Source organism: Pseudofrankia coriaricola (genome assembly GCF_001854805.1).
GTDB lineage: Bacteria > Actinomycetota > Actinomycetes > Frankiales > Frankiaceae > Pseudofrankia.
This window is the reverse complement of record NZ_MBLO01000219.1, coordinates 41,802-54,745: the sequence shown is the minus strand read 5'-3', so window position 1 is coordinate 54,745 and position 12,944 is coordinate 41,802. Positions and strand designations below refer to the sequence as shown.

The window sequence follows — 12,944 nt, the reverse complement described above, 5'->3', positions numbered from 1 at the left end:
ACGCCGGGTGGCTCCAGCTCGGGCACCGGCAACGGCGTCGCGGCCGGGATGTTCCTCGGCGGGCTCGGCACCGACACCGGCGGCTCGATCCGCTGSCCGGCGGCGTTCAACGGCATCACCGGGATGAAGCAGACCTTTGGCCGGGTGCCGAAGTCGGGCTGCACCCCGCTCGGCTACAGCTACGACCACATCGGACCGATGGCCCGCAGCGCCTACGACTGCGCCGTCATGCTCGGGGTCATGGCGGGGCACGACCCGTCCGACGCGACCAGCGTCGACGTACCGGTACCCGACTACGCCGCCGCGCTGACCGGCTCGCTCGAGGGCGTGCGCATCGGCCTGGACATGCTTGACGGCCTTCTCGACATCGAGCCCGACCCGGCGCTGGCCGGGCTGATGCAGGCCGCCGTCGCGGTGCTGACCGCCGCGGGCGCCGAGGTCGTGCCGGTGCGCATCCCCCTCTACCGTGAGCTGTTCACCGCCACCATGACGGGCCTCGGGCACGAGGCGCTGGCCTACCACCGGGGCGACCTCGTCAGCCGCTGGGCCGACTATGGCCGGGGCGCCCGGCTGTCCATCGGCGCCGCGGCGCTTACCAGCGGTGCCGACTATGTCCAGGTCCAGCGGGTGCGCCGGGTCGGGCAGCGCCGGATGGCCGAGCTGTTCACCGACCTCGACCTCGTCCTCACCCCGACCGCGGTGCGCGGTGCGCCGCGGATCGCCGGGACGGGGCTCGACGAGCTGCTGCAGGTGGTGCAGACCGGGGTCTGGAACGCGGTGGGCTACCCCGCCCTCTCGCTGCCGATCGGCTTCGGCGAGGGCGGCCTGCCGCTGTCGCTGCAGCTCGCCGGCCGGCCGTTCGAGGAGGCGGCCGTTTTCAACGCCGGCCACGCCTACCAGCTTGCGACCGACTGGCACCTGAAGGTTCCGCCGATCGTCTCGGCGGCGGAGCCCGCGTTCGCCTGACGTAGTCAGGCGTTCCCAGGCCTACCGTTCCCAGGCCCGCCGTTCCCAGGCCTACCGATCCGGCACTGACGCCGTCGATGCGCCACCGCCACCGCCACCGCCATCGTCACCGTCCGTTCGGGCGCCGGCCCGAACGGACGGCCGGACGCATCGCGGCGCACCCAGGTCGTCGACGCGCCGGGCCCCGAACGCCGGCGGTGTTCCGTGTTCCGCACCCCTCGTCCCACACCGCCCGCCCAAGGGAGTTCACGACGTCATGACCGACCACCCCAGCACGCTGACGATCAGCGACGCGGCGGCCGCCCTGCGGTCCGGCGCGACCACCAGCGTCGCCCTGACCCAGGCGTCGATCGACGCCGCCGACCGTCACGACGCGGACCTCGGCGTCTACCTGGCCCGGTTTGACGAGCTGGCGCTGGCGGCGGCGGCGAAGGCGGACGAGGAGCTGGCCGCCGGCGTCGACCGCGGCCCGTTGCATGGGATCCCTCTGGGCGTCAAGGACATCATCGCCGCGGAGGGTGGCCCGACCACCGCGCAGAGCCTCATCCTGGACCCCGCCTGGGGCGAGGGGATCGGCGACGCCGTCGTCGTCGCCCGGCTGCGCGCCGCCGGCGCCGTCATCACCGGCAAGACGACGACGTCCGAGTTCGCCACCGGGATGCCCGACCCCGAGAAGCCGTTCCCGATCCCGCGCAACCCGTGGAACCCCGCGGCGAGCCCCGGCGGCTCCAGCGCCGGCACCGGCAACGGGGTGGCGGCCGGCGTGATCCTCGGCGGGCTCGGCACGGACACCGGCGGCTCGGTCCGGCTGCCCGCCGCGTGGTGTGGCATCTCCGGGATGAAGCAGACGTTCGGCCGGGTGCCGAAGTCCGGCTGCGTGCCGCTGGGCTACAGCTACGACCACATCGGACCGATGGCCCGCAGCGCTCACGACTGCGCGCTGCTGCTCCAGGTGATGGCCGGGTTCGACCCGTCCGACGCGACCAGCGTCGACGTGCCGGTACCCGACTACACCGCCGGCCTGACCGGCTCGCTCGAAGGCGTGCGCATCGGCGTCGACCTGCTCGCCGGCGTGGCCGAGACCGACCCGGCCCTGCCGGCGGCGATGGCCGCGGCGCTCGACGAGCTCGCCGCCGCGGGCGCGACGCTCGTCCCCGTCTCGCTGCCGCTCTACCAGGAGCTCACCGACGCGACGATGATCGGCCTCTACGGCGAGGCGCTCGCGTACCACCGCGGGGACCTGGCCGGTCGGTGGGCCGACTACGGGGCCGGCGCGCGGCGGATGCTCGCCGTGGGCACGCTGGTGACCGGGGCCGACTTCGTCACGATCCAGCGGGTGCGCCGGGTCGGGCAGCGCCGGATGGCCGAGCTGTTCACCGACGTCGACCTGGTCGTAACCCCGAGCACCGCGGTCGCCGCGCCGCCGATCGATCTGACCGAGACGGTCCTCAGCATCGCGCCGATCTTCACTCCGATCTGGAACGCGACGGGTCACCCCGCGCTGTGCGTGCCGGCCGGGTTCAGCGCGACGGGGCTGCCGCTGTCGATGCAGATCGTCGGCCGGCCGTTCGACGACGCGGCCGTGCTCGCCACCGGCTTCGCCTACCAGCAGCGCACCGACTGGCACCTGCGGGTGCCGCCGCTGGTGACCCGCACTCCGACGGCGGCATCGGCGACCTCCCGGGGGTGACCGCGCGGCGCGGGACCGTTGGGCGGTCTTGGACTCGTCGGTCAGGAGCGCATGGGCGCTGAGCCCCATCCCCGCCTACCCGTCGGCGGGGACCCGCGGAAGGGCCGGGGTGGAGGAGCGGGTGGAAGCGCGACGCGGCTGTCAGAGTCGGTAGAGCTTGCGGGCGTTCTCGCCGAGGATCTTGGCCTTCGCCTCGGGCGAGATCGTGTTCATCTTGTCCTCGACGGCCTCGAGCGGGCCGGGGTAGAGGCAGGTCGGGTGCGGGAAGTCGGTCTCGAACAGGATGCGGTCCTCGCCGACCGCCTCGACGAGCGCCGGCAGCCTGCCCTGGTTCTTCTCGAACCAGAACGTCGCGTAGATGTTGCTCTTGAAGTATTCCGACGGCATTTTCTTCATCCCCGCCAGCTGGCGGGGCGCGTTCTCGCTCATCTCGTAGTCGAGCGTCTCGAGAATGAACGGGATCCAGCCGACACCGCTTTCCACCGACACGGTCTGCAGGCCAGGATGCCGGTCGAAGATGCCGGAGAGAATCAGGTTCGTCACCACCCGGGCATTGCCGATGAACAGCAGCGTGCCGCCGATGGCGAGCTTGGTGTTGGCGTCGTGTGACGGCCACGGGTACTTGCCGTAGAACGTCATGCCGGTGACGCTCGCGCCGATGTGGAAATGCACCGGCAGGTGGAGCTCGGTGCAGACCTCCCAGAAGGGGTCCCAGGCCGGGTCGCCGAGATCGGGGGAGCCGAGGTCCTGCGGGTCCGAGGTCATGTTCACGCCGCGCGCGCCCAGCCCGGCCACCCGGCGCGCCTCGCTGACGCAGGTGTCGATGTCCCAGGCCGGCATCAGCGGGAGCGGGAGCAGCCGGTTGCCGGACTGCTCCTGGATCTCGGCCATCTGGTCGTTGTAGATCTGGATGGTCAGCCTGGTGAGCTCGGCGTCGTCGACCGATCCCAGGTCCTGGCCGCCGAGGCCGATGGTGCTGGGGAAGATGATCTGCGCGTCGATGCCGAGATCGTCGAGGACGCCGATGCGGACCTTGGGGTCGTGCGCGCCCAGGTGGATCTCGTCGAACGTCCAGTGGAACAGGGCCTTGTCGGCCTCTTCCTTGGAGCCGTCGCGGGCGATGACGCCGCCCGGGCTGAACCGGCCCATGGCGTGGCCGTCCATGACCCAGGTCGGCACCCCGTTCACGTCGCGTGGCTGGGGTACACGGTCTTTGTAGGCGGCTGGCGCGCGGCTGGTGAAAAGATCGGCTCGTTCGGACCAGTGGGAGTCGGCGTCTACGATAAATAAGCCGTCCTTTGACATAGACATCAATGTTAGATTCTCCCCATGGCATACGCAACCGTAGACGGTTTATCGATCTCCTATGAGATCGTCGGCTCGGGCGACGGTCAGGCATGGGCGGTCACGCCCGGTGGCCGTTACAGCAAGGACACGCCCGGTATCCGTGAGCTGGCCACGGCACTCGCCGAGGGCACCGGCGGGCGCGCACTGATCTGGGACCGGCCCAACACCGGAGCCTCGGATGTGTGTTTCACCGGCGAATCCGAGTCCCAGATGCAGGCCGACGCCCTGGGTGGCCTGATCCGTCAGCTCGGGCTCGGGCCGACGGTCATCGCCGGCGGTTCCGGCGGCTCCCGGGTCTCGATGCTGACCGCGGCCCGCCACCGTGACATCGCCGCGGGGCTTGCGATCTGGTGGATCAGCGGCGGTGTCTACGGGCTGATGAGCCTAGGCGTGCACTACTGCTCCGGTTCGTTCGTCGCGGCGTGGAACGGTGGTATGGAGGCTGTTGCCGCGCTGCCCGAGTGGGCCGAGGTCATCGAGGGCAACCCGGGCAACCGTCAGCGCATCCTCGACCAGGACCGGCAGACGTTCATGGCCGCCCTGGAGCGCTGGATGGCGGTCTACTGCCCCGACGACACCGCGCTGGTCCCTGGCCTGTCGGACGAGGAGGCCGCCAAGCTCGACCTGCCCACGCTGGTGCTCCGCAGCGGCGAGAGCGACATCCACCACCGCCGCGAGACGTCCGAGAAGATCGCCGCGGCGCTGCCGAACGCCGTGCTGCGCGAGCCCCCGTGGGGCGACACCGAGTGGGCCGACCGCCACACCCCCGAGGCGGTCAAGGAGGGCCTGTTCGCCCGTTGGCCGCTGCTCGCCCCGCAACTTCTCGACTGGTACCGCAAGACGAAGATCTGAGCGGTTCTCGAACAGGTACCAGGCTCGCCGCCACGGGGCCTCTGGAGACCGGTGCGCACCGGTCTCCAGAGTGGCGGCGTCTTCGGCGTCTTTCGCCGGCGCGAGAGCGACGCCGGGAGAGGAACGGGTGTTGTATGGCGGCGCCGCTGCGGGTGGGATTCCTCGACGATCTGACGGATGCGCCGCCGAGCCCGACGGACATCGAGTACTGGCTGCGGCTCGCGGCCGACGAGTACCGCGCGGCCGGCCGGCTGGACCGGGATGTCGAGATCGTCGGGTCGCACGGGCTCGGGCTCCCGAGCGGGACCGCGGCCGCGGTAGAGCGGGCGTTCGCCCGGCTCGTCGACGCCGACGTGCTGCTCGTCGTCGGCCCGGCGATCGGCGACAACGCGCTCGTGGCCACCCCGCTCGCCGAGCGGCACCGGATCCCGACCATCAACTGGGCCGGCACGGAGCGGGCCCGTGGGGACTGGATGTTCCACCTGCAGGTCGGCTCGCACGAGGACGAGAGCGTCGTGCTCGCCCGGCACCTGGCGGACCTCGGCGCGCGCCGGGTGGGCATCGCCTACGACCGGTCCCCGATCGGGCGGCGCTACCTGCACTACCTGACGGCCGAGGCGGAGATCATCGGGCTCGCCGTGGCCGCGACGGTCGGGCTGTCCCCGCTCACCGAGGACGCGGCCGCGCAGGTCGGCGAGGTGCTCGACGCGAAGGTGGACGGGCTCGTCTACCTCGGGCTCGGCCGGTCGGCGTCGGCGGTGGCCCGGGCGGCGGCGGGCGCCGGCTGGGACGGACCTCGGGTGATGAACTCCGCGGGGATGTTCGGCCGGCAGCCCGAGGTCGGCCGGGCCCTCGACGGCTGGGTATACATCGACATGTACTCCGACGGGAACGCGACGCTGACCGCGTTGCTCGAACGCCTGGCGGTCCCGCCGGCGCGGGCCGCCGCGGCGGCGAAGGGCTACGACCTGGCCCGCCTGGCCGTCGACGGCCTGGCCCGCGCGCCCGAGCTGACCCGGGCCGGCGTCCGCGAGGGCCTGGAACAGATCAAGTGGCTCCCCGCCGCCGAAGGTCAGGACGGCACCCAGCTCTCCTTCGGCCACCACGACCGCGGCGCCCTGCACGGCCGATACCTCGTCCTGCGCCGCTGGTCCGCCGGCGACTCCGTCGAGGTCCGCTGAGGGCGCCCGCGGCCACGGACGCCCCCAGTCTCATCCGAGGGTCCGCCGGTGGCCGCGCCGGTCAGGAGATCATTTCGATCGCCGGTGGATGCCAGGCGTTGGTCAGCGCGGGCTCGGTGGGGATATACGCGCGGATCATCAGGTTGAAGGGCCCGTCCGGCGCGGGCAGCCAGTTGGCGGTATGCCCGGCCGGCGGGGTCGCCGAGAGGTAGATGTCGATCGAGCCGTCCGCATTCACGGTGAGATCACTGCGATCCCCGAGGGCATAGCGTCGGAGCGTGTTCGGGACGAGGAACATCTCCTCGTCGTACATCGTCACCGACCAGAACCCCGCGGCGTCGACGGGTGGCAACTGTCCGGCGCCAAAGCGCATCCGGTAGGTGTGGGCGCCGGTGAGCGGCTCGCCGTCGAGGTCGGGGCCGGACCAGTAGTAGAGCGATTCCTGCGGAACGTTCGCCCCGAGTCCGACGACGGCGACCGCCGAGCGCACCAGGTAGTCGGTGCCGTAGGTGCCGCCGTTGAAGCTTCCCAGCCAGCTGCCGGACGGGACGAGGACGTTCTCGGCCGCGGCCTGGACCTCGGCTTCGCCCGCAGTGACGCCGGCTTCGAGCGCGGCGACGGTCGCGGGGTCCCCTGTCGACGGAGTCGTACCGGGGACGACGCCGATGCTGGCGAGCGCGGCGAGCGCGGGATCGTCCGCGGCCGGCGGCGGATCCGCGGCGAGCACCGCGGCGAGCTCGTCGAAGAACTCCGCGCCGCCGTCGTTCGGGGTCTGCGGGTCAGGCGGGTTCGCGCAGTCCACTGGGGGCAGCGCGGGCGGAACCGGCCCGGACGCGCCGAGGCCGCTCGTCGCCACGGTGTACTGGCGCTGGACGGCACGCGCGGCGGACAGGTCCTCGTCGCCGTTCACCAGGGTGCGGCCCAACGCCCACACGTCCCAGCTCGGCGCGGCGACCGCGGTGGTGCCGGCGGGCACGGTGCCGTTCCAGCCGGGCGGAGTGATCAGATAGTTCCCGGGCTGTGACCCGTTCAGCCGGGTGCCGATGTCGGCGAAGACATTGGAGTAGATGTCCAGCAGCTCGAACACCACATAGCGGTCGGTCGTGTCGGGCAGCGTCAGCTGGACCGGCCCCTCGCGCAGGTCCAACCAGGCGACCGAGTAGAGCGTGTCGACGTTCGGTGCCACCACGCTCTGGCTCAGCGGAGTGGACAGGACGGGAACGTTGAGGAGCGCGTTCGTGCCGCCGTGACAGACGTGGTCCGCGCGGGTTCGGGCCATCGCCACCGGGCTGTAGCCGTAGACGTAGCCATCCGCGGCGGTTTCCTCGGCCGAGCCGGCTGGCGCTGCCGAGCCGGTCGGAATATTTGTCGCGGTTGCCGCGGCGGATGCGACGGTGGGCGCCGGTGCTGTCGCCGATGACGTCGCCGGCGCCAGGTATCCCAGCGGAGCCGCGTGCGGAGCCGACGCGTCGCCGGCCGCGTGGGTCCGTCCGGCGACGCCCGCCGCCGCCATCGTCAACGCGACCACCCCTGTCGCCGCCAGTCCGACGACGACGGGACCGCGTGTTCGGAGTCTCCGTCGACGGGGTGACGAGGCACCTCCCCGTGCTCGTCCGTGCCCCGATCCGACCTGCCACCGGTCCAGCATCCGCGCTCCCATCCTCGGCGACGCCGTCGCACGAAGCCTTCGCCGCGATCGTGTGAACCGCGTATGGCCGCGGCCGGAAACGCATGTGGCCACAGACAGGAACGACACGACGAGAGAACCGGCCTGGGCGCGGACGGCGGTCGCACCTGCCGCATCACGGCGCCGCGTAGCAGGCCCGGGCCAGCGTCGTCGCGCTGCGTGCCGCCTCGTCGAACGGCTCGAGCGTCCCGGCGGCGCGGCACAGAACATGGGCGCCTTCGAGCAGCATGATGAGCGCCGTAGCGAGGCCGGCCGCCTCATCGCCGCGGTCGGCCAGGCCGGGCGGCTCGCCGACGCCTGACGGCCCGCGAGCCCGGGCCCCTGCCGCCGCGCACGGGGTCCGGGCGAACGGCTCGGTCAGCACCGCCGGCCGGAGCCTCCGGCCGGTCCGCGGGCCGTCGCCGCGGCTCGGGCCCGGTTCACGTCGCGGATGACTACTGGACGGTCCCGGGTCAGGTGCGCGCCGCATGGGCGTTCGTCGTCGTTGCTTGGCTGGTGCGGCGTGCCGGCGTCGAGGGCCGACGTCGCCCCGCTGGAGGACCTGTGGAGCGTCGCACCGAAGACTTCCCCGCCGAGGATCCGACCGCCGAGGACCTGGCCGCGGCGGACCGTCCGGCCGCCGCGCCCCGGCGCGCGATCGGCCGCCGGGGCGTGATCGCGGGCCTGGCCGCCGCGCCCGTCCTCGTCGCCGCGTCCGCCTCGGCCGCCGCCGCGACCGGGTCGGGCCCGGCCGGCGGGCAGGGGGCGCCGGGCCGGCCCGCGACGCTGGTGATCGGGCACCGCGGCGCGTCCGGCTACCGCCCGGAGCACACCCTGGCCTCATACGAGCTGGCCGCCCGGCTGGGCGCCGACTTCGTCGAGCCGGACCTGGTCGTCACGAAGGACGGCCACCTCGTCTGCCGGCACGAGCCCGAGATCGGCGGCACGACCAACGTCGCCGACCACCCGGAGTTCGCCGCCCGCAAGGTGACGAAGACGCTCGACGGTGTTGCCCTGACCGGCTGGTTCACCGAGGACTTCACGCTCGCCGAGCTCAAGACGCTGCGGGCCAAGGAGCGGATCCCGGACGTCCGCCAGCACAACACGCTCTACAACGGCCGCTTCGAGATTCCCACGCTGATGGAGGTGCTCGACCTGCGCAAGCGCCTGTCGGCGGAGCTCGGCCGTCAGATCGGCGTCTACCCGGAGACCAAGCACCCGACCTACTTCCAGAAGGCCGGGCTCGCGCTGGAGAAGCGGCTGCTGGACACGCTGGTCCGCTACGGCCTCAACGACAAGAACGCGCCCGTGTTCGTGCAGTCCTTCGAGACGAAGAACCTGGGCCAGCTGCGCAAGCTCGGCCTGAAGACCCGCGCCGTGCAGCTCCTCAGCGCCGCCGGCGCCCCGTTCGACCTCGTCGACGCCGGCGACCCGCGCACGTACGCCGACCTGATCACCCCTGCCGGCCTGAAGACGATCGCGACGTACGCGAACGGCATCGGGCCGGACAAGAACCAGATCATCCCGCGGGACGCGGGCGGCAACCTCGCCACCCCGACCACGCTCGTCGCCGACGCGCACAAGGCCGGCCTCGTCCTGCACCCGTACACGTTCCGCGCCGAGAACAGCTTCCTGCCCGCCGACTACCGCGTCGGCACGGTGGCCAGCGACTACGGACGGGCCATCGACGAGCAGGTGACCTTCCTCAAGACCGGCATCGACGGCCTGTTCACCGACAACACCGACGTCGGCATCCTCGCCCGCGCCGCGTTCCTGGGCGGCTGACCGCGCGAGCCTTCCAGCACGATGGCGGCCGGCCGGGACCGTCCACCGGATTCCCGGCCGGCGTGCCATCCGTCAGCGCACGCGTGGCCGGACGGAACCGCCGCCTCCCGCTTGGCGGCCGCCGGCATGCGGCTTACCCGACAGGCCGGACGATGATCCGTACCACGACTCGCTGCCGAGAGCAGGGACATGCCGTCTTCGAGAGGCTGGACGCTGACCCCGCGCTGGGCGCGAGCCTCCTTGCGCCGCCGACCAGCGGCGTCCGGGTCGATCCGGGCCACCATCCGGCGCAGCTTGCGCCGCCACTGCGCCGACGACTTCAGGCGGCTGCCGACCAACATCTGGGCTTCAACTGTGGCGCGCTGCTCGTCGGACAGTGCCTGGGTGGTGTCGTGCAGGGCGAGCAGCCGGGGGTAGTCCAACCGGCCAGCGGTGAGCGCGTCGAGTGCGGCGGGTAGCTGGTGGGCGATGTCCCAGGCCCGGGCCAGTCGGTCGGACAACGCACGCGGCGACTGGCCCAGCTCGGCGGCCAGCTCGTCGGCGAGGAACTCCGAGTAGGGCCCGCCGCCCAGCTCGCCGTCGCCCGCCGGGGCCGGCCGTAGCCGGGCAAGCGCGACCTGTGCCTGGATCGTGAGCCCCTGCAGCCGGGCGGCCAGCCGGGCCAGGCCCGCGACCAGGGCAAACGCCGCCTCCTCCGCGCAGTCCGCCAGCTGGGCCACCGCCACGTCGAAGGCAGCCTCTACCACCGCCAACGGCCCCACCAACCCATCGTCGGTCCCGGCAGCTGTGCCCGTGACCTGGGTGTCAGTACCGGAAGGATCTGAACGGGCCGAAGCACCGGGGCCGCTGGGGGCGGCAGGGGCGGCAGGGGCGGTGGTGTTCGGGAAGTCCGGTAGGCCTGAGGCGTCCAGGCCGGCGGCCGAGGTGCCGGAGGCGGTCGGAAATGCGGAGCGTCCTGCCCCGCCACGTCCTGTTCTGACCCGCGCCCGCCGGGCAGACGTTGCACCAGACCTGTCCGACGCGACCGCGGGAGCCGGCACGGCGTCAGTGGCCTGTGGGCAGGCGTACGCCGCCGGACGCGAGGACGACCGATGCGGCGCTGGCGCCGAAGACCGACGCGGTCCGGACCCCGCGGGCCGGGACCCGTGCCCGGAGGCGGCATCCCGCCGCGGCGGCGCCTCGCACACCGCGGCCGCCCGCGGCTCAGGCGACCTCGAAGCAGGCGACCTCGGAGCAGGGCCGCCACAGATATCGAACATGCGTTCACAGTAGCTCGGAACGGAAGAAAGGCAAGCACCTCTGAATGCGGCCCACGTCCGCCTGAAAACGCCGAAGTAGGCAGTCGCGCTGCACCCCCCGAGAAAGACGGAGGGTGCAGCCAGGTAGGGGCCCCAAATGATAGGTGCGCTTTTGCCGAGATCCTCACGTTCATTTCGGCGACAGGAGATGACGGCGGTCGTTGGGCATCGCGACTTTCATCGAGATTGCAACGGGGCGGTGGTGGCGGGCAGCTGACCAGCGAGATTGTCAGCCCGATCGTGTCTTTGCGAGATGGCCAGGAGCTCCAGGGATAGTGACGTGGCCGAAGCTGAGCCGACCTGCTCCGGCACCACCGGCCGGGTGGGACCGCCACGCTCCCGATCCCACCCGGCCGCCCGGGCAGTACTCGTGTTTCGCCGGCCGTGCCAGTCAGCGGGCCCGGGGCAGGTGGCGAGTGTGGGTGAAGGTGCCCTTGCCGAAGGCGAGGATCTTCGTCGGCCTGACCGCGAAGACGAGCGCCAGGCCGCCGCGCTGCTGGTGGAAGCCGTCGTCGGCGACGTCGAACCGCCAGCTGCCGTTCCACTTGGTTCGCCAGGCGGCGGCGAGCCGCGTGAGGGCCGCCCGGTCGGTGACGCGGACCGCCTCGCCCTCGACCATCACGTCGACTCCCCGGTCCCAGGTGTCGCGGCCGGTGGTCAGCACGACGTTGGGGTTCGTGGCAAGGTTGATCGCCTTCTGCTCTGTCGGGCCGGTGCTGAAGTGGAGTGCTCCGTCGAGCCACACCGCGACCAGTGGCGTGACGTGCGGTCGTCCGTCGGCCCGTACGGTCGATATCCAGGTGATCTGGGCCGTCTCGAGCACCTCACGGGCCGTGGCCCAGGTGGTGGGCTGGGCGTCGGGATCGCTGAACCGCTCGTCGAGCTGGGTCACCAGGTCATCCATCGTCGCTCCCATCGTCCGTCGCTCCCATCGTCAGCCGTTGGTCTGCCCGCGCGAGCCGGCGGAGCCGGGAAACGCGTCGGCCACGATCCGGTCGATCTCGGCCGCGGCGGACAGGTCCGGGCTGAACTGGTTCCGCATGACCGCCACGGCGACGCCCGAGTCGATGTCGGCGTACGCCGCCGAACCGTTCGAGCCGACCATGCCGAAGGCCGATCCGGGCCGCGAGGCGACGCCGCCCGGACGGTAGGGGCTGAACCCGAACGCCCAGGTGGCGGGCATCCCCATCACCTCGTCCGGCCCGTCATGGCTGAGCGCGGCCATGGCCGCGAGGCGCGTCGGCGACACCAGGGCGCCGCCGCCCGCGCCGCCGTCCGCCACGCCGCCGAGCAGAGCCGCGTAGACGCGTGCCGCCCCCCGGGCGGTCATGGTGCCGCTGGAGACGATGTCGGCGGTGAGGACGTCGCGGCGGTTGGCGAGGTCCGCGTCGGGGCGGATGCCTGGCGGGACCGCCCGGTCGGCAGGCGAGCCGGTCTCCGGAGGCTCCGGTGGTGGTCCGGTCGGTCGGTGCTGGTGCGCGACTCGGCCGAGCAGGGGCTCGGGGACGCCGAAATGCACGTGGTCCTCGATCCCGAGGGGGATCGTGACCGCCTCACGCAGCCACCACGACAGCGGTCGGCCCGAGGCACGGCGGACGGTCTCGCCGAGCAGGAAGCCGAAGGTCTGGGCGTGGTAGCCGAACCGCGTGCCGGGCACCCACCACGGCTCGGAGCCGGCCAGCGCCGCGCACATGTGGTCCCAGTCGCACAGCTGCTCGACGGTCGTGTCGTATGGCGGCGCCGGCACGCCCGCCGTGTGCAGCAGCACGTGCCGCAGCGTCGTGTGCTGCTTGCCGTGGGCGCCGAACTCGGGCCAGACGTCGGCGATCCGCAGGTCGTCGGTGAGCACGCCCCGCTCGACGAGTACGTGCGCTGTCGCCGCGGCCACCCCCTTGGCGGTGGAGGCCGCGTAGAACAGCGTGTCGGGCAGGACCGGATGCCGCCGGCCGGCGTCGCGCGCGCCGGCCACCGCGTCGACGACCAGGTGGCCATGCCGCACGACGGCCACCTGCAGCCCCACCTCCGCGCCGTCCCGCACCATCCGGTCGATCGCGGCCTGCACGCGTGTCTGGATGTCGTTCGCGCTCATGCGCTCGCCCATACCCGTTGGACCGTCGCGGCCCGCGTGACTCATCGGTCGGGCCAGTCGTCGGCGAGGG

General features: G+C 72.4%; 11 protein-coding genes. 5 read left to right on the top strand and 6 right to left on the bottom strand.

Translation table 11 applies throughout. The features are described 5' to 3' along the window. Both BCD48_RS25540 and BCD48_RS25535 read left to right on the top strand, forming a co-directional pair. A partial coding sequence (locus tag BCD48_RS25540; RefSeq protein ID WP_071050909.1) for an amidase occupies positions 1-966 on the top strand: 966 nt, incomplete at its 5' end. A gap of 256 nt (positions 967-1,222) precedes the next feature. Further along, the gene (locus tag BCD48_RS25535; RefSeq protein WP_071050908.1) at positions 1,223-2,656 is read left to right on the top strand and encodes an amidase; all 1,434 of its coding nucleotides are present in this window, start codon (positions 1,223-1,225) and stop codon (positions 2,654-2,656) included. Positions 2,657-2,797: 141 nt separating this feature from the next. Here the strand turns inward: BCD48_RS25535 and BCD48_RS25530 are convergent, their stop codons facing one another. Beyond that, positions 2,798-3,961, bottom strand: coding sequence for an amidohydrolase family protein (locus BCD48_RS25530; protein WP_071050907.1), 1,164 nt, complete (start codon positions 3,959-3,961; stop codon positions 2,798-2,800). A 24-nt stretch (positions 3,962-3,985) separates the two neighbouring features. On the opposite strand from BCD48_RS25530, the gene BCD48_RS25525 reads away from it, so the two are divergent. Further along, positions 3,986-4,855, top strand: a complete 870-nt coding sequence (locus BCD48_RS25525; protein WP_071050906.1) for an alpha/beta fold hydrolase — start codon at positions 3,986-3,988, stop codon at positions 4,853-4,855. 134 nt (positions 4,856-4,989) lie between these two features. Then, positions 4,990-6,036, top strand: coding sequence for an ABC transporter substrate-binding protein (locus BCD48_RS25520; protein ID WP_071050905.1), 1,047 nt, complete (start codon positions 4,990-4,992; stop codon positions 6,034-6,036). Between the two features lie 61 nt (positions 6,037-6,097). Here the strand turns inward: BCD48_RS25520 and BCD48_RS25515 are convergent, their stop codons facing one another. Then, positions 6,098-7,549 (bottom strand): DUF1254 domain-containing protein, encoded by a 1,452-nt coding sequence (locus BCD48_RS25515; protein ID WP_083419182.1) that lies wholly within the window; start codon positions 7,547-7,549, stop codon positions 6,098-6,100. Positions 7,550-7,838: 289 nt separating this feature from the next. Further along, positions 7,839-8,087 carry a hypothetical protein gene (locus BCD48_RS54060; RefSeq protein ID WP_071050904.1) on the bottom strand — a complete coding sequence of 83 codons (249 nt, stop codon included), beginning with the start codon at positions 8,085-8,087 and terminating at the stop codon, positions 7,839-7,841. 272 nt (positions 8,088-8,359) lie between these two features. Here BCD48_RS54060 and BCD48_RS25505 point away from each other — a divergent pair, with 272 nt between their 5' ends. Further along, a complete protein-coding gene (locus BCD48_RS25505; RefSeq protein ID WP_071050918.1) occupies positions 8,360-9,487 on the top strand; it encodes a glycerophosphodiester phosphodiesterase in 1,128 nt (375 codons plus the stop codon). Here the strand turns inward: BCD48_RS25505 and BCD48_RS47215 are convergent. The 3 genes from BCD48_RS47215 to BCD48_RS25495 all read right to left on the bottom strand — a co-directional run bounded on the left by BCD48_RS47215 (position 9,373) and on the right by BCD48_RS25495 (position 12,874). Then, entirely contained in the window at positions 9,373-10,233 is an 861-nt protein-coding gene (locus tag BCD48_RS47215; protein ID WP_241841976.1) for a DUF222 domain-containing protein, read from the bottom strand. The genes BCD48_RS25505 and BCD48_RS47215 overlap by 115 nt on opposite strands. Positions 10,234-11,176: 943 nt before the next feature. Further along, positions 11,177-11,689, bottom strand: coding sequence for a pyridoxamine 5'-phosphate oxidase family protein (locus BCD48_RS25500; protein ID WP_071050903.1), 513 nt, complete (start codon positions 11,687-11,689; stop codon positions 11,177-11,179). Positions 11,690-11,719: 30 nt separating this feature from the next. Next, positions 11,720-12,874, bottom strand: coding sequence for a serine hydrolase domain-containing protein (locus BCD48_RS25495; protein ID WP_071050917.1), 1,155 nt, complete (start codon positions 12,872-12,874; stop codon positions 11,720-11,722). Positions 12,875-12,944 lie beyond the last annotated feature (70 nt).